The 15016-nt window shown below is 70.1% G+C and carries 15 protein-coding genes; 11 read left to right on the top strand and 4 right to left on the bottom strand.

What is annotated here, in order from left to right:
• The first annotated feature begins 81 nt into the window (after positions 1 to 81).
• A complete protein-coding gene (locus ACLF6P_RS04045) occupies positions 82 to 234 on the top strand; it encodes a hypothetical protein (RefSeq protein WP_415948121.1) in 153 nt (50 codons plus the stop codon).
• Between the two features lie 21 nt (positions 235 to 255).
• Here ACLF6P_RS04045 and ACLF6P_RS04040 read toward each other — a convergent pair whose 3' ends face one another.
• Positions 256 to 1251, bottom strand: coding sequence for a hypothetical protein (locus tag ACLF6P_RS04040; RefSeq protein WP_415948119.1), 996 nt, complete (start codon positions 1249 to 1251; stop codon positions 256 to 258).
• Positions 1252 to 1393: 142 nt separating this feature from the next.
• Positions 1394 to 1609, bottom strand: coding sequence for a hypothetical protein (locus ACLF6P_RS04035; protein ID WP_415948118.1), 216 nt, complete (start codon positions 1607 to 1609; stop codon positions 1394 to 1396).
• 123 nt (positions 1610 to 1732) lie between these two features.
• Between ACLF6P_RS04035 and ACLF6P_RS04030 the strand changes: the two genes are divergently transcribed.
• Both ACLF6P_RS04030 and ACLF6P_RS04025 read left to right on the top strand, forming a co-directional pair.
• Positions 1733 to 2560 (top strand): helix-turn-helix domain-containing protein, encoded by an 828-nt coding sequence (locus tag ACLF6P_RS04030; RefSeq protein WP_415948117.1) that lies wholly within the window; start codon positions 1733 to 1735, stop codon positions 2558 to 2560.
• Positions 2544 to 2852, top strand: coding sequence for a DUF397 domain-containing protein (locus ACLF6P_RS04025; protein WP_415948116.1), 309 nt, complete (start codon positions 2544 to 2546; stop codon positions 2850 to 2852). Before ACLF6P_RS04030 ends, ACLF6P_RS04025 begins: the two co-directional genes overlap by 17 nt.
• Here ACLF6P_RS04025 and ACLF6P_RS04020 read toward each other — a convergent pair.
• Together ACLF6P_RS04020 and ACLF6P_RS04015 are read right to left on the bottom strand one after the other, a co-directional pair.
• The gene (locus ACLF6P_RS04020) at positions 2849 to 3457 is read right to left on the bottom strand and encodes a phosphatase PAP2 family protein (RefSeq protein ID WP_415948114.1); all 609 of its coding nucleotides are present in this window, start codon (positions 3455 to 3457) and stop codon (positions 2849 to 2851) included. The genes ACLF6P_RS04025 and ACLF6P_RS04020 overlap by 4 nt on opposite strands.
• On the bottom strand, positions 3454 to 4773 hold the full coding sequence (locus ACLF6P_RS04015) for a diacylglycerol/lipid kinase family protein (RefSeq protein WP_415948112.1): 1320 nt from the start codon (positions 4771 to 4773) through the stop codon (positions 3454 to 3456). Before ACLF6P_RS04015 ends, ACLF6P_RS04020 begins: the two co-directional genes overlap by 4 nt.
• A gap of 295 nt (positions 4774 to 5068) precedes the next feature.
• Between ACLF6P_RS04015 and ACLF6P_RS04010 the strand changes: the two genes are divergently transcribed.
• The 8 genes from ACLF6P_RS04010 to ACLF6P_RS03975 all read left to right on the top strand — a co-directional run bounded on the left by ACLF6P_RS04010 (position 5069) and on the right by ACLF6P_RS03975 (position 15009).
• Positions 5069 to 6298: an amidohydrolase gene (locus tag ACLF6P_RS04010; protein WP_415948157.1), complete on the top strand. Its 1230-nt coding sequence runs from the start codon at positions 5069 to 5071 to the stop codon at positions 6296 to 6298.
• A gap of 222 nt (positions 6299 to 6520) precedes the next feature.
• Positions 6521 to 7603, top strand: a complete 1083-nt coding sequence (locus ACLF6P_RS04005; protein ID WP_415948156.1) for a BMP family lipoprotein — start codon at positions 6521 to 6523, stop codon at positions 7601 to 7603.
• A 215-nt stretch (positions 7604 to 7818) separates the two neighbouring features.
• Positions 7819 to 8877 carry a BMP family lipoprotein gene (locus tag ACLF6P_RS04000; protein ID WP_415948110.1) on the top strand — a complete coding sequence of 353 codons (1059 nt, stop codon included), beginning with the start codon at positions 7819 to 7821 and terminating at the stop codon, positions 8875 to 8877.
• 207 nt (positions 8878 to 9084) lie between these two features.
• On the top strand, positions 9085 to 10851 hold the full coding sequence (locus ACLF6P_RS03995) for an ABC transporter ATP-binding protein (RefSeq protein ID WP_415948154.1): 1767 nt from the start codon (positions 9085 to 9087) through the stop codon (positions 10849 to 10851).
• Positions 10851 to 11963: an ABC transporter permease gene (locus ACLF6P_RS03990; RefSeq protein WP_415948108.1), complete on the top strand. Its 1113-nt coding sequence runs from the start codon at positions 10851 to 10853 to the stop codon at positions 11961 to 11963. The genes ACLF6P_RS03995 and ACLF6P_RS03990 overlap by 1 nt, the downstream gene beginning before the upstream one ends.
• Positions 11960 to 13222, top strand: a complete 1263-nt coding sequence (locus ACLF6P_RS03985; protein ID WP_415948106.1) for an ABC transporter permease — start codon at positions 11960 to 11962, stop codon at positions 13220 to 13222. Before ACLF6P_RS03990 ends, ACLF6P_RS03985 begins: the two co-directional genes overlap by 4 nt.
• Positions 13219 to 13644: a cytidine deaminase gene (locus tag ACLF6P_RS03980; RefSeq protein ID WP_415948104.1), complete on the top strand. Its 426-nt coding sequence runs from the start codon at positions 13219 to 13221 to the stop codon at positions 13642 to 13644. The genes ACLF6P_RS03985 and ACLF6P_RS03980 overlap by 4 nt, the downstream gene beginning before the upstream one ends.
• An 87-nt stretch (positions 13645 to 13731) precedes the next feature.
• The gene (locus ACLF6P_RS03975; protein WP_415948103.1) at positions 13732 to 15009 is read left to right on the top strand and encodes a thymidine phosphorylase; all 1278 of its coding nucleotides are present in this window, start codon (positions 13732 to 13734) and stop codon (positions 15007 to 15009) included.
• Positions 15010 to 15016 lie beyond the last annotated feature (7 nt).

Here is a 15016-nt window from a genome sequence, read left to right as displayed (position 1 = left end):
GCCCCGCCAGGCGCATCGCAGGGCGCCCGGCGAGGGCCGGGACGGCAAGCGGGCCGCTCCCAACCCAGAACCGGGGGATCCATGCCCACATGGCTGATCGCGATACTGATTCCGGTCGGATTGCTGGCGCTGTGCGTGGCCGTCTATCTGGCCTGGGTCGCCTTGGGCACCCAGAAGCCCGTGCACCGCGACCCTTCCGACCCCGACGTCGACCACTGGTCGAACCCGAGCTGAACCGAGCCGGGTCGTCTCGCATCAGCAGCCCCTAAGAGCCGCGCGGACGGAGGCGGCTCCGCGTACGGCGGTGGTACGGGCCGGGGAGTCGGCCGCCTGGGCCGTGCGGCAGTCGGGGCAGAGGGCTTCGGTGGTGACGGGGCGGAACAGGCGCGGGTGGAGGTGGGTTTCGCCCGTGCACTCGCGCATGGCCGCCACGCGTGGTTCCTCGTGTGCGCGGACGGGCGGCACGTCCTTCAGGAGGTAGCGCAGGAGGCCGCCGGGGCGGAAGACCGGGCGGCCGGGGGAGGGCAGGCCGTACGCGATGTGCTCGCGTACGTCGGCGAGGGTGTGCCCGGCCGCGAGCCAGGCATCCACGTGGGCGGTGAGTTCGGCGGTCATGGCGCGGGGGATGCGGAGGCGGCCGTCCAGTTCGCGTAAGGCGCCGATCAGGTCGGCGGCTGGGGCTGTGGCAGCGCTGGCCGCCTCCCGGGCTGCCTCGCTGGCCGCCTCGGTGGCGGCAGCGGCTGGAGGGTTGGAGGTGTTCTCCAGGAGATATTCGCTTGGATGACCGCCGACGGCCCGAGGAGTCGGTTCACCGACGGCCGGTGGGGGAGCAGTCGGTGCGTCCGGGGCGCTCGGTGCACACGGCTCGGCAGGCGCATCCGGTGCGTCGGGTGCGGCGGGTGCGTCCGGGAGTACGGTGCCGCCGCCCCCGTCCCGTACCGTCGCCGCCTCCGCCGCGCTCAGCGGCACGTTGGAGACGAGCTGGCGCGTGGCCCAGCGGCCGCGCCCGCACTGCTCGCGCCACTCGTGCAGGTAGCCCTCCGCCTTCAGCTGCTCCTTGGCGCGGGCGAAGGCGCCGCGCTTGACCCCCGCCTGGTCGGCGGTTTTCGACAGCGGCGCGTTGTCGCCTTCGGGGAGGGAGAGCTGCCAGGTCAGCAGGCGTACCGCGTCCGAGGACAGACGCGGATGGCGGAGGATTTCGTTCGGGACCTGCGTGAAGAAGCGGGCAGGCGGGATAGCATGACGAAGCATTTCGGGTGCTCCTCTTCAGCACTCGAGGTGAAGGCCCTCGCCGCTGGTTGGCGCCAGCACGGGGGCCGATTTGCGATCACCGTACAGCAATTTCCGTACACGGGCGGCTACTTCGAGTAATCGGTCAAGGTGGTCCGAGCTGTCACCAACTGCCGCCGTACCGCGCGGCCTTGAGGCGCAGCCATGCGCGGATCTCGGCCCGCTCCTCCTTGGAGGCCGCCCGCAGATCGCGCGCGGCGATGCTCGCGACGAAGTGGACGAAGCGCACGCGGCGCCACTCGCCGTCCACGCCGATGACCTTCCCGGGCCCGTACACGTCCGTCCCGGTGTGCGCGACGTACGCGCCTACGTGATGCATCGCGGTTGCCCGCCTCTCGCTCTGTGTGCGTGGTTTCGCTCACGCAGTGCGGTGGTGCGGCCTACGCTCGGTAGTGGTTTGGGTGTGACAACGGCATCCGCACATCCGGGAGTTGAGTCGGCCATGGCCATTCAGGACAGCCCGCAGTCGCGTCAGGAGTACGGCAGGGAGCTGCGGCGATGGCGCGAACGGGCCGGGCTCTCGCAGGAGGAACTGAGTGTGTGGGCGGTCATGTCCCGCACGCACATCGCCCACATCGAGGCCGGGCGGCGGCGGCCGGATGTCGAGGATGCGCGCAGGTTGGATGGGGTGCTGGGGGCGGGTGGGGTGCTGGTCCGGTTCCTGCCCGCGTTGGGGGAGGGGCGGGTCGCCGAGCACTTCGCGGAGGCGTTGGAGCTTGAGCGGCAGGCCGAGGTCATCAGGGTGTACGGCCCCAAGCTCGTGCCCGGCGTGCTTCAGACGGAGGTGTACGCGAAGGAAGTTCTCGGCTCGGGCTTCCCGGCGAAGGCAGCCGAGGAACGTGACAAGCTCCTTGTCACACGTCTGGAGCGAGGTCGGATTCTGGATGACTTCAACAGTCCGGTGCTCTGGGTGCTGCTTGACGAGGCGGTGTTACGGCGCCCGATCGGCGGTCCGGCCGTGATGTGCGAACAGCTCTGTCACATTGCCGCGTTGGGTGAGAGCCGACGCATTCGGGTACACGTCCTGCCGTTTTCCGTGGGCTTCCATGCTCTGATGGAGGGGGTCGTCTCGCTGATGTGGTTCGAGGAGCTTCCGCCGGTCGCGTACGTGGAGGGCCTGAAGACCGGAAGAGTGCTCGAAACCCCGTCCGTGGTACGGGAATGTCAGGCGGCATACGATCACGCCTTGGGAGACGCGCTCTCGCACCAAGCGTCCCTGGCCCTGATCCGGTCCGTTGCGGAGGACTACGAGCATGCATCGAAGCAGTGAGTACGTGTGTATCCCGGACGCCTCTGTTGTGCCCGGGTGGCGCAAGTCGAGTTACAGCGGCGGCGAGAGCGGTGACTGCCTTGAAGTCAGCGAGGCCCGCCTGGCTCCGGCGTGGCGCAAGTCCAGCTACAGCGGAGGCGACAGTGACGCCTGCCTCGAAGTGAACGACGCCCACCCGGGCACCCGCATCCCCGTCCGCGACAGCAAGAACCCCACCGGCCCCGCCATCCCCTTCACCTCCACCGCCTGGACCGCGTTCCTCGCCTCGCTCCACAGCGGGGATCTCACCTAGCCCCCTGGAGCCGCCACCCGCCGCACCTCCCCCGCCGCCAGCGCCGTGACCGCGCTCGCGACGCCGAGGGCCGCGCCCGCGGTCACGTCGCCGGGGTAGTGCACGCCCGTGTGGATGCGGGAGTACGCGACGGCGCTGGCGAGGATCCACAGCGGGCCGGCCGCCGCCGGGAGCACCGCGCCCGCGCCGAGGGCGAAGGCGACCGCCGAGGCGGTGTGGCCCGACGGGAACGAGGCAGAGGCCGGCGTCGGGACGTGGCGTGCCGGTGGCACCCCGGCCGCCTCGCGGTCGGGGCGTCGCCGGCGGACCAGCTTCTTGGCGAACAGGTTCGTCGACGCGGAGGCCACCGCGACCGCCGCCATCCCCGTACAGGCCGCCCGGCGCGGGCGGCCGGGGAAGACGGCGAGCGCGGCGGCGATGCCGAGGGAGATCTTGGAGTGGTCCGCGGCCCGGGACAGCCGCCGGAGCATGCTGTCCAGGGCCGGTGTCGCGGTGGTGGCGACCGCCGCGTACACGGCGTGGTCGACGGCGTGCAGATCCCGCAGCACCGCCGCACCCGCCGCACCCGCCGCGCCCGCCGCGCCCGCCTTCCGCGCCGCGCTCACCGCGTACGCCCCAGGGCGAGTGCCGTGATCCAGCGCCAGTTGAGCGGTGAACGCGGCGCCACCGTGCCCGGTCTGGTGCGGGGCACCAGGACGCGCAGGGCGCGGCGGCGTACGGTGCAGACGACCGGCGTCGTGAACGTCAGCGCCTCGCCGTCCACCGCGACCGGGATGGTTTCCTCCGGGGCCGTCACCTCCACCCTGCGGACCGCCGCGAAGCCGACACCGCGCGCGCGTTCACCCCGTACGGCCAGGTGGGCGGCCTGGGCCGCGCCCTCGATGCACAGGGCGATCACCCCCAGCTTGCCGCGGTCCAGGCGCGGCCGAAGGCCCGCGGCGAGCGGATCGGGCGTGGCGTAGGGGTTGTTGGTGACGAGGACTGCCTGCTGTGCGGGGTACTCCTTCTCCCCGGCCCGGGCCGACAGGCGCCTGCCCTCCGTGCCGAGCAGGTCGGGGAGCAGGGCGAGCGCGGTTTCCGTCTTCGCGTCGCGGTATTCGGGGCGCTGCACGATGTCCGCGTACGCCCCGAAGGAGACGGTGTTGACGAAGGGGCGCCCGTTCACCATGCCCAGGTCGACGCGGAGTTCCTCGCCGTCGGTCAGTGCGTCGAGGCAGTGGGACGGGTCGGTGCGGTCGAGGCCGAGGTCCATGGCGAAGTGGTTGCGGGTGCCCGCGGAGATCACGAGCAGCGGCAGCCCGTGTTCGGCGGCGACTCCGGCGACCAGTGCTTGTGTCCCGTCGCCGCCCGCCACCCCGAGCAGGTCGGCGCCGTCCGCGACCGCCTCGCGCGCCAGCGCCGCCACGTCGGTGGGATCATCACCACTTGTGTCGAGCAAGTGCACCTTCGCGCCCAGCCGTTCGGCCTTCTCGACGAGGCCGAAGCGGGCGACCTTCCCGCCGCCGGAACGCGGGTTCATGATCAGGAAGGGGTGTTGCGGCGGCGTGCCGGTCGTGCCGCGCAGCACGTAGGACTTTCCGTGCGCGCGCATCGCCGCCCGGCCGCAGACCAGGGCCACGCCGTAGAGGAGGAGGGCGCACAGGGCCCAGACCCAGACGTCGTGCCGGATGTAGTGGACGAGGACCGCGACGGGCGCGCCGAGGGCGAGCAGCGCGCCGAGCGCGCGCAGCAGGCCGCGCATCGACAGCAGCCACCACAGGCCCACCGCCGACAGGACGAGCCCGGCGACCCCGATGACGAGGGCCAGTGCCCCCGTGTCGACGAAGCCCACGCACAGCACCACGACCGCGGCCGCGAGTGCAAGGAGCGCGCACACGGCGAGGAGCCGGGCCGTACCGCCCGGGGGTCGGCGACCGGTCACTGTCCCACCTCCGGTGCAATCCTCCTGCACGGGGCCCGGCCCGGCATCCCGGCCGGATCACCCCCTGGCCACCCCCACCACCGCACCCCGCCACCGCACGGATCCCGCCCGCCCCACCCCCACCACCAGGTGATCTCACCCAGTGCATCCGTACGCAAACGAACAGTCATACCCTTCTGTGCGAATCCCCATGCGCGACCCAGCCGAATTTCTTACGTCAATCTGGCTGAACTTTTGTTGATCGAGGCTCAGTTGCCCCTTGCATCGCCTTACGCTTGCGAGGGTGAACCAAGTGATGTCCCCTACGACCGACACCCCAGAGGGTGATTCCGCCGTCGCGGCAAGTCTGCCCGGCGCGCTCCCCGAGGGGCTGCGCGCCGAGCTCGTGGCCTTCCGGCGCGATCTGCACATGCACCCTGAGCTGGGCCATCAGGAGTTCCGCACCACGGCGGCGCTGAAGCAGCGGCTGGAGCAGGCGGGGCTCGTGCCCCGGGTGCTCGACACGGGGACGGGGCTCGTATGCGATATCGGCGACCGGGACGGCCTGCGCCCCATGCTCGCCATCCGTGCGGACATCGACGCGCTGCCGATCCCGGACACGAAGACCGACGCCCCGTACCGCTCCACGGTCCCGGACCGCGCGCACGCCTGCGGGCACGACGTGCACACCACGACGGTGCTCGGCGCGGGTCTGGTGCTCGCGGAGCTGCACCGCCAGGGGCGGCTGCCCCGTGCCGTGCGGCTGCTGTTCCAGCCGGCGGAGGAGGTGCTGCCCGGGGGAGCGACGGACGCCATCGACTCCGGGGTGCTCGACGGGGTCGGGAAGATCATCGCGGTGCACTGCGATCCCAAGGTCGACGCGGGGAGGATCGGGCTGCGTGCCGGGGCGATCACCTCGGCCTGCGACCGCCTCGAGGTCGCCCTGGACGGGGCGGGCGGGCACACGGCCCGTCCGCACCTGACCACCGACCTGGTGACGGCGGCCGCCCGCGTCGCCACCGACGTGCCCGCGCTCGTCGCGCGCCGGGCCGACGCGCGGGCCGGGCTCGCGGTCACCTGGGGGCGGATCGAGGCCGGGCACGCCTGCAATGTGATCCCGCAGCACGCGGAACTCTCCGGGACCGTGCGGTGTCTGGACCTCGCGGCCTGGCGCTCGGCGCCGGATCTGGTGCACGCGGCCGTGCAGGAGATCGCCGATCTGCACCGCGCCAAGTCGGTGATCAACTACGTGCGGGGGGTGCCCCCGGTCGTCAACGATCCGCAGGTCACCGAGCTGCTGCGGGACGCGATGACGGCGCGGCGCGGGCCGCTGTCGGTCGAGGGCACCGAGCAGAGCCTCGGCGGCGAGGACTTCTCCTGGTATCTGGAGCACGTGCCGGGCGCGATGGCCCGCCTCGGTGTCCGCCGCCCGGGGGACAGGTCCGCCTGCGACCTGCACCAGGGCGACTTCGACGTGGACGAGTCGGCGATCAAGGCGGGCGTCGAGCTGTTCACGGCTGCGGCCCTGCTGGACGCGCCGGGCTGACCGCAGCCGCCGTAAGCGGGGCCGTGGCGCTCGCCCTCCCACGCCGCCCGGAGGGCCCTCCCCCTGCCACGGTTCGATAACGGGAACCCGGACTCCCGTTCCCCGCCCCCTCTACGCGCGTTACTGTGCGCCGAAACCGGTGCGGTCACCGCACCGAATGGGGCGCCGGCGACGGCGTGTTGGGGACAATAAGGGGTGCTTCACGTGCGGCAGAAGCGGCGTATACGGCGGATATCGAGGCTCTCCAGCGTGGCCGTGGCGGTCTCCGCCCTGGCCCTCGCGGCGAGTGCCTGCGGCAAGACCAGTACGGAGAGCGACACGCCCACGGACAAGGGCAGCGACAAGACGGCCTCCAGCGACTACAAGGGCAAGGGCATCGGCCTCGCGTACGACATCGGCGGCCGCGGCGACCAGTCGTTCAACGACGCCGCGTACACCGGTTTCGCGAAGGCCCAGAAGGAGTTCGGCATCGACGGCATCGACGTCGAGCCCTCCGATGGTGAGTCCGACGCGGACAAGATCCAGCGGCTGACCTCGCTGGCCAAGCAGGGGTACAACCCGGTGATCGGCGTCGGCTTCGCCTACGCGCCGGCCGTCAAGGACGTCGCCGCGAAGTTCCCCGACATCACGTTCGGCATCGTCGACGACGGGACCGTCGAGGCGAAGAACGTCGCCGACCTCATCTTCTCGGAGGAGCAGGGCTCCTACCTCGCGGGCGTCGCGGCCGCCAAGGCCACCGAGTCCAAGACGGTCGGTTTCGTCGGTGGTGTGGAGACGCCGCTGATCAAGAAGTTCCAGGCGGGCTTCGAGCAGGGCGTCAAGGACACCGACCCGTCGGTGAAGGTCCTGTCGCAGTACCTGACGCAGCCGCCGAACTTCGACGGCTTCTCCAAGCCGGACCTCGGCAAGGCCGCCGCGAACGGCATGCTCGACCGCAAGGCCGACGTGATCTACCACGCCGCCGGTCTCGCCGGTCAGGGCGCGATCGAGGCGACCGCCGCGAAGAAGAAGTGGGCCATCGGGGTCGACTCCGACCAGTACAACCAGAAGGCGCTCGCCGAGTACAAGGACTACATCCTCACCTCGATGACCAAGGACGTCGGCGGCGCCGTCTACTCGCTCGCCAAGTCCGTGGTCGAGGGCGAGCCCCTGAGCGGCGTGCAGCGCTTCGACCTCAAGGCCGAGGGTGTGGGCCTGTCCGACTCCAACCCGGCCTACAAGGAGATGACGGAGGTCGTCGAGGCCGTGGAGAAGGCCCGGAAGGCGATCGAGGACGGCACGATCACGGTGAAGGACACGCCGTAACGCACCGTCATCCATCTGTGACCCCACCGCGCCGGGCCGGCTGTTTCCGCTGGTCCGGCGCAGTGCTTTGACAGATGGGACAATTGGTGCAAGGTGTGAGTCCTGGCACAGACCGATAACGGCTGTTCCCCAGCGGTTCTATGTTTAGTCTACGCGCGTTACGCTGCGGCGAAACCTGCGCCACACACGGGCGCTTGCACAAAGGAGTACGACCCATGCACCGGGTGTCCCGATTCGCGGTTGCAGGCGCTGCTGCCACCGCGCTCGCCGTCTCCCTTGCCGCTTGTGGCGGCAAGTCCACCGATTCGTCCTCTTCGTCCACTGACGACTCCAAGCCGAAGGGCCTGGCGATCGCCTACGACATTGGCGGAAAGGGTGACCAGTCCTTCAACGACGCTGCCTACGACGGTATGCAGCGCGCCATGAAGGAGCTCAACATCGGCGGCGAGGACGTCGAGCCCTCCGATGGTGAGTCCGACGCGGACAAGATCCAGCGGCTGACCTCGCTGGCCAAGCAGGGGTACAACCCGGTGATCGGCGTCGGCTTCGCCTACGCGCCGGCCGTCAAGGACGTCGCCGCGAAGTTCCCCGAGACCACGTTCGGCATCGTCGACGACTCCACGGTCGAGGCGAACAACGTCGCCGACCTGGTCTTCGCCGAGGAGGAGGGTTCCTACCTCGCCGGTGTGGCCGCGGCCAAGACGACCGAGACGAAGACGGTCGGTTTCGTCGGTGGTGTGGAGACGCCGCTGATCAAGAAGTTCCAGGCCGGTTTCGAGCAGGGCGTCAAGGACACCGACCCGTCGGTGAAGGTCCTGTCGCAGTACCTGACGCAGCCGCCGAACTTCGACGGCTTCTCCAAGCCGGACCTCGGCAAGGCCGCCGCGAACGGCATGCTCGACCGCAAGGCCGACGTGATCTACCACGCCGCCGGTCTCGCCGGTCAGGGCACCATCGAGGCCGCCGCCGGCAAGAAGAAGTGGGCCATCGGCGTCGACTCCGACCAGTACAACCAGAAGGCCCTGGCCAAGTACAAGGACTACATCCTGACCTCGGTCACCAAGGGTGTCTCCGACGCGGTCTTCAACCTCGCCAAGTCCGTCGTGGACGGCGACCCGCAGTCCGGCGTCATCCGCGCCGACCTGAAGTCCGGTGGTGTCGCGCTCGCCGAGTCGAACCCGGCGTTCATGGAGATGACCGAGGTGCAGGAGGCCGTCAAGAAGGCCGAGGAAGGCATCAAGGACGGTTCGATCAAGGTCAAGACCACCCCGTAACACCAGAAGTTCATGACGTGATGCCGATGTTCGCGTCATGACACGGGACGGGAGCGGGGTACGGCGAGCATCATCTCCGTACCCCGTTCCGGTCCGTACGGAGGGCAGTCGGCCCAGGTTCCGCCGACGGTCGGCCTTCCGGCCTCAACTGGAAGTTTGATTCAGGGGCGTTGCGCAGGACGCCCCACCCCCCTGAGGAGAGTCGCCATCAAAGCGTCCAGCAGCCCTCCGGCCGACGGCCAGGCGCCTGCCGTAGAACTGGCGGGCATCACCAAGCGCTTCCCCGGTGTCGTGGCCAACCACGACATCCACTTCAGCGTCCGCACGGGCACCGTGCACGCCCTGGTCGGCGAGAACGGCGCGGGCAAGTCGACGCTGATGAAGATCCTGTACGGCATGCAGAAGCCGGACGAGGGCACCATCGCGATCAACGGTGAACAGGTCGCCCTGACCAGCCCCGCCGACGCCATCGCCCGCGGGATCGGCATGGTGCACCAGCACTTCATGCTCGCCGACAACCTCACGGTCCTGGAGAACGTGGTGCTCGGCAGCGAGAAGCTGTACGGCATCGGAAGCCAGGCCCGTAAGAAGATCAAGGAACTCTCCGAGACCTACGGGCTCGGAGTCCGGCCCGACGTCCTCGTCGAGAGCCTCGGTGTCGCCGACCGCCAGCGCGTGGAGATCCTCAAGGTCCTCTACCGCGGCGCCCGCACCCTGATCCTCGACGAGCCGACCGCCGTGCTCGTGCCGCAGGAGGTCGACGCGCTCTTCGACAACCTCCGCGAGCTCAAGGCCGAAGGCCTCTCGGTCATCTTCATCTCGCACAAGCTGGGCGAGGTGCTCGCGGTCGCCGACGACATCACCGTCATCCGCCGCGGCACGACGGTCGGCACGGCCGTCCCCTCCGAGACCACGCCCCGCCAGCTCGCCGAGCTGATGGTCGGCAGCGCGCTGCCGACGCCGGAGACGGCGGAGTCCACGGTCACCGACCAGCCGGTCATCGAAGTCCGAGACCTGATGGTGGTCGACAAGGGCAGCATCAAACTGAGCGCCAAGGAAAGCTCCGCGGGCATGCTCATGTCCGAGATCAGTCGCGGGGGCGGCCGCCGTGTCCTGGACCACATCAGCTTCACGATCCACGCGGGTGAAGTTCTCGGTGTCGCCGGTGTCGAGGGCAACGGTCAGACGGAGCTCATCGAGGCTCTGATCGGCCTCGCGCACGCTGACTCCGGCTCCATCCGATTCCTCGGCGAGGACATCACCTCCGCGCCCACCCGCAAGCGCCGCGAGGACGGCATCGGGTACATCCCCGAGGACCGCCACCGCCACGGCCTCCTCCTGGAGGCCCCGCTGTGGGAGAACCGTATCCTCGGCCACGTCACCGAGAAGCCCAACGCCAAGGGCCACTGGCTGGACATCAAGGCCGCCCAGGCCGACACCGCGCGGATCGTCGAGGAGTACGACGTCCGCACCCCCGGCATCGACGTCACCGCGGGCTCCCTGTCCGGCGGCAACCAGCAGAAGCTGATCGTCGGCCGCGAGATGAGCCACACGCCGCGCTTCCTGATCGCCGCCCACCCCACCCGCGGTGTGGACGTCGGCGCGCAGGCGCAGATCTGGGACCAGATCCGCGAGGCACGCCGCGAAGGACTCGCCGTCCTGCTGATCTCCGCGGACCTCGACGAACTCATCGGCCTCTCCGACACGCTGCGCGTGATCTACCGCGGCAAGCTCGTCGCCGACGCCGATCCTGCGACCATCACCCCCGAGGAGCTCGGCTCCGCGATGACGGGTGCGGCCAGCGGCCACCTGGAGGTCGACGAGGCCGAGGTCGCCGCCGAGCGGGCCGCCCTCGACGTGGCCGAGGGGCGCATCCCCGCGCCCGACGCCGGGCAGCCGGCCGCCTCGGACGCCTTCACCAAGCGGGCCCAGGCCCCGTATCAGGACGCAGACGCCCCGGAGGACGAGGCCTGATGAAGAAGTTCGACAAGGAGCGGGTGCTCCTCGCACTCGCCGGACCGGCCATGGCGCTGGTCGTGGCCGTGGCGCTGACCTCGATCGTGCTGCTCATCTCGGGCAAGAACCCGTTCGAGCCGTACGCGATCATGTTCGAGCAGGCCACGTTCTCCGACATCCAGGTCCTGATCATCAACCAGGCCACGATGTACTACATCGCAGCCATCGCGGTCGCGGTCGGCTTCCGGATGAACCTGTTCAACATCGGCGTCGACGGCCAGTACCGCCTCGCCGCGATGACCACCGCACTGGTCGGCGCGCATGTTGCGCTGCCAAACTTCCTGCAGGTGCCGCTGCTGATCCTGGTCGCGATGCTCACCGGCGCCTTCTGGGCCGGAATCGCGGGCATCCTCAAGACCACCCGCGGCGTCTCCGAGGTCGTCGCCACGATCATGCTGAACGCCATCGCGACCAGCCTGATCGCCTGGCTGACCCTGCCCGAGAACTTCGGTGTCCTGCAGGGCAACAACTCCACCACCGGCCTGATGGCCGAATCCGGCTGGATCCCGGGCTTCGAGGTGGCCGGGGGCGAGATCTACGGGCTGCTTGTCCTCGCCGTCCTGGTCGGCTTCGCTTACTGGCTGGTCCTCGGCCGTACCCGCTTCGGCTTCGACCTGCGCGCCACCGGCGCCTCCGAGTCCGCGGCCGCGGCCAGCGGTGTCAACGCCAAGCGCATGGTCTTCATGGCCATGGTCATCTCCGGCGGCCTGGCCGGCATCTCCGGCCTACCACTGCTTCTCGGCGACTCGCATACGTTCGGCCTGACCTTCCCCGCCGGCCTCGGCTTCACCGCCATCGGTATCGCGCTGCTCGGTCGCAACCACCCGGTCGGCATCATCTTGGCCTCGCTCCTGTGGGCCTGGCTCGACAAGGCATCTCCGGAGCTGGACTTCCACGATTACGACAAGGAGATCACGGTCATCATGAAGGGCCTGATCGTCCTCGCGGTCGTCATCTGCGACGAGGCCGTACGCCAGTGGGGCCTCAAGCGCCAGCAGCAGCGAGTCGGCCGAGAGCTTGCCGCGGCAGCCCGTAAGTCGAAGAACACCGAGGAGGTGGCTGCCCGATGACGACGGCAACCGAGTCCAACAAGCCGAAGCTGCAGCCGCGTCCCGCCACGCGCAAGCTCTCCCTGCCGAAGATCATGATCGGGATCTCGGGCCTGCTCATCCTGGTCTCGATCGTCCGGCTGATCACCGGCGCCGACGGCATCACCTCCGTCGGCCAGATGTCCACCGCGCTGCGGCTCGCCGTGCCGATCGGCCTCGCCGGTCTCGGCGGCCTGTGGGCCGAGCGCGCGGGCGTCATCAACATCGGCCTCGAAGGCATGATGATCCTCGGCACCTGGTTCGGCGCCTGGGCGGGCTACCAGTGGGGCCCCTGGACCGGCATCCTCTTCGGCGCCCTCGGCGGCGCCATCGGCGGTCTCATCCACGCGGTCGCCACGGTCACCTTCAAGGTCAACCACATCGTCTCCGGTATCGCGATCAACATCCTCGCGGTCGGCGCCACCCGCTACATGTCCACGTTCGCCTTCGAAGGCGTCGAGGGCGGCACCTCGAAGCAGTCCCCGCCGGTGGAATCCCTCGGCACCTTCACGGTCCCGGGCCTGGCCGACTGGCTCGACTCGCTGAACGAGAAGGGCTGGTTCCTGGTCTCGGACATCGCGGGCCTGCTCGGCGGCATGGTCACCAACCTCTCGCCGCTGACTCTGATCGCGATCGCGCTCGTGCCGTTCACCTGGTGGGTGCTGTGGCGCACGTCCTTCGGTCTGCGCCTGCGCTCCTGCGGTGAGCACCCGACCGCGGCCGAATCGCTCGGCGTCAACGTGTACAAGTACAAGTACCTGGCCGTGCTGATCTCCGGCGCCTTCGCCGGCCTCGGCGGCGCGTTCCTGTCCATCGTCGCCGCGAACATCTACCTCGAAGGCCAGACGGGCGGCCGCGGCTACATCGGTCTCGCCTCGATGATCTTCGGTAACTGGATGCCGGGCGGACTCGCCATGGGCGCGGGCCTCTTCGGCTACACCGACAGCCTCAACCTGCGCGGCGGCGGCACCAACGTGCACGCGCTCCTGCTGCTCCTGTTCTTCCTCCTGGTCATCGCGATCGGCTGGCTGATCTGGCGCAAGAAGTACGTGCAGGCGCTCATCACCACGGCGGTCGCGGCGCTCGTCCTGGTCTGGTACATCCTCACGGACGAGGTCCCCAGCCAGTTCGTCTCCGCCACGCCGTACGTCGTGACCCTGCTGGTCCTCGCGCTCTCCGCGCAGCGCCTGAGGATGCCGAAGGCGAACGGCAAGCCGTACTACAAGGGGCAAGGGAAGTGACGACGGGGGCGTCCGCGCAGGCGGCTCCCTTCGATTCCCCCTTCGACTGGGAGCCCCTGCGGGACGCGGCCCGGGATGCGATGTCCCGGGCCTACGCCCCGTACTCCGGGTACCCCGTCGGAGCGGCCGCGCAGGCCTCCGACGGGCGCGTGGTCACCGGCTGCAACGTCGAGAACGCCTCGTACGGGCTCGGCCTCTGCGCGGAATGCGGCCTCGTCTCCTCCCTCGTCGCGGGCGGGGGCGGCCGCCTCACGCACTTCACGTGTGTGGACGGCAAGGGGGCCGTCCTGGTCCCGTGCGGCCGCTGCCGCCAGCTCCTGTACGAATTCGGCGGCCCCGAGCTGCTGGTGGAGACCCCCGAGGGGGTCCTCCCCCTGTCGGCGATGCTGCCGCAGGCCTTCGGGCCGGACCACCTGCGGTAATTCCGGCCCGGCACGCCGAGCGTGCCGGCCCACCCCCTGGGAGTGCCCGCCCTCCCCAGAAACAACTGCACTGACCGGAAGGACCCCATGGACGCCATCTCCGTCATCCGAACCAAGCGGGACCGGGGCGAACTCAGCCCCGAGCAGATCGACTGGGTCATCGACGCCTACACCCGCGGCGAGGTCGCCGACTACCAGATGGCCGCCCTCAACATGGCCATCCTCCTCAACGGCATGAACCGCCAGGAGATCGCCCGCTGGACCGCGGCCATGATCGCCTCCGGCGAGCGCATGAGCTGGGACAGCCTGAGCCGCCCCACCGCCGACAAGCACTCCACCGGCGGCGTCGGCGACAAGATCACCCTCCCGCTCGCCCCCCTCGTCGCCGCCTGCGGTGCCGCCGTCCCGCAGCTCAGCGGCCGCGGCCTCGGCCACACCGGCGGCACCCTCGACAAGCTGGAGTCGATCCCCGGCTGGCGCGCCCTGCTCTCCAACGAGGAGATGCTCGACGTGCTCGACTCGACCGGCGCCGTGATCTGCGCGGCGGGCGACGGCCTCGCCCCCGCCGACAAGAAGCTCTACGCGCTGCGTGACGTCACCGGCACGGTCGAGGCGATCCCGCTGATCGCCTCGTCGATCATGTCGAAGAAGATCGCCGAGGGCACCGGCTCGCTCGTCCTCGACGTGAAGGTCGGCTCCGGCGCGTTCATGAAGAACATCGACGACGCCCGCGAACTCGCCTCCACCATGGTCGGCCTCGGCACCGACAGCGGCGTACGCACCGTCGCCCTGCTCACCGACATGTCCACCCCGCTCGGCCTCACCGCGGGCAACGCGCTCGAAGTGCGCGAATCCGTCGAGGTGCTCGCGGGCGGCGGTCCCTCCGACGTCGTCGAGCTGACCCTCGCGCTCGCCCGCGAGATGCTGGACGCGGCCGGGATCAAGGACGCCGACCCGGCGAAGGCACTCGCCGACGGTTCGGCGATGGACGTGTGGCGGCGGATGATCGCCGCGCAGGGCGGCGATCCGGACGCGGAGCTGCCCACGTCCCGTGAGCAGCACGTCGTCACCGCGCCCAGCTCGGGTGTGCTCTCGCGGCTCGACGCCTACGACGTGGGCGTGGCGGCCTGGCGCCTGGGCGCCGGGCGGGCCCGCAAGGAGGACCCGGTCCAGGCGGCGGCCGGTGTGGAGATCCACGCCAAGCCCGGCGACGCGGTGGAGGCGGGGGCGCCGCTGCTCACCCTCCACACGGATACGCCGGAGCGTTTCGAGTACGCGCTGCAGTCGCTGGCGTCCGCGTACGACATCGCGCCTGCGGGCGCGGAGGTCTCGCCGAACCCGATCGTGCTCGACCGGATCGCATAGGCGCGGC

It is taken from the genome of Streptomyces lothianensis (assembly GCF_047779955.1).
Classification (GTDB): domain Bacteria; phylum Actinomycetota; class Actinomycetes; order Streptomycetales; family Streptomycetaceae; genus Streptomyces.
Note: the sequence above shows the minus strand (reverse complement) of the source record. Positions and strands in the feature narration are given on the sequence as shown.

Bases quoted from the DNA above. Each gene is read 5' to 3' on its own strand.
- ACLF6P_RS04035 (WP_415948118.1), bottom strand. From the start codon at position 1,609: ATGCATCACGTAGGCGCGTACGTCGCGCACACCGGGACGGACGTGTAC.
- ACLF6P_RS04030 (WP_415948117.1), top strand. From the start codon at position 1,733: ATGGCCATTCAGGACAGCCCGCAGTCGCGTCAGGAGTACGGCAGGGAG.
- ACLF6P_RS03990 (WP_415948108.1), top strand. From the start codon at position 10,851: ATGAAGAAGTTCGACAAGGAGCGGGTGCTCCTCGCACTCGCCGGACCG.
- ACLF6P_RS04045 (WP_415948121.1), top strand. From the start codon at position 82: ATGCCCACATGGCTGATCGCGATACTGATTCCGGTCGGATTGCTGGCG.
- ACLF6P_RS04040 (WP_415948119.1), bottom strand. From the start codon at position 1,251: ATGCTTCGTCATGCTATCCCGCCTGCCCGCTTCTTCACGCAGGTCCCG.
- ACLF6P_RS04010 (WP_415948157.1), top strand. From the start codon at position 5,069: ATGTCCCCTACGACCGACACCCCAGAGGGTGATTCCGCCGTCGCGGCA.
- ACLF6P_RS04000 (WP_415948110.1), top strand. From the start codon at position 7,819: ATGCACCGGGTGTCCCGATTCGCGGTTGCAGGCGCTGCTGCCACCGCG.
- ACLF6P_RS04025 (WP_415948116.1), top strand. From the start codon at position 2,544: ATGCATCGAAGCAGTGAGTACGTGTGTATCCCGGACGCCTCTGTTGTG.
- ACLF6P_RS03985 (WP_415948106.1), top strand. From the start codon at position 11,960: ATGACGACGGCAACCGAGTCCAACAAGCCGAAGCTGCAGCCGCGTCCC.
- ACLF6P_RS03975 (WP_415948103.1), top strand. From the start codon at position 13,732: ATGGACGCCATCTCCGTCATCCGAACCAAGCGGGACCGGGGCGAACTC.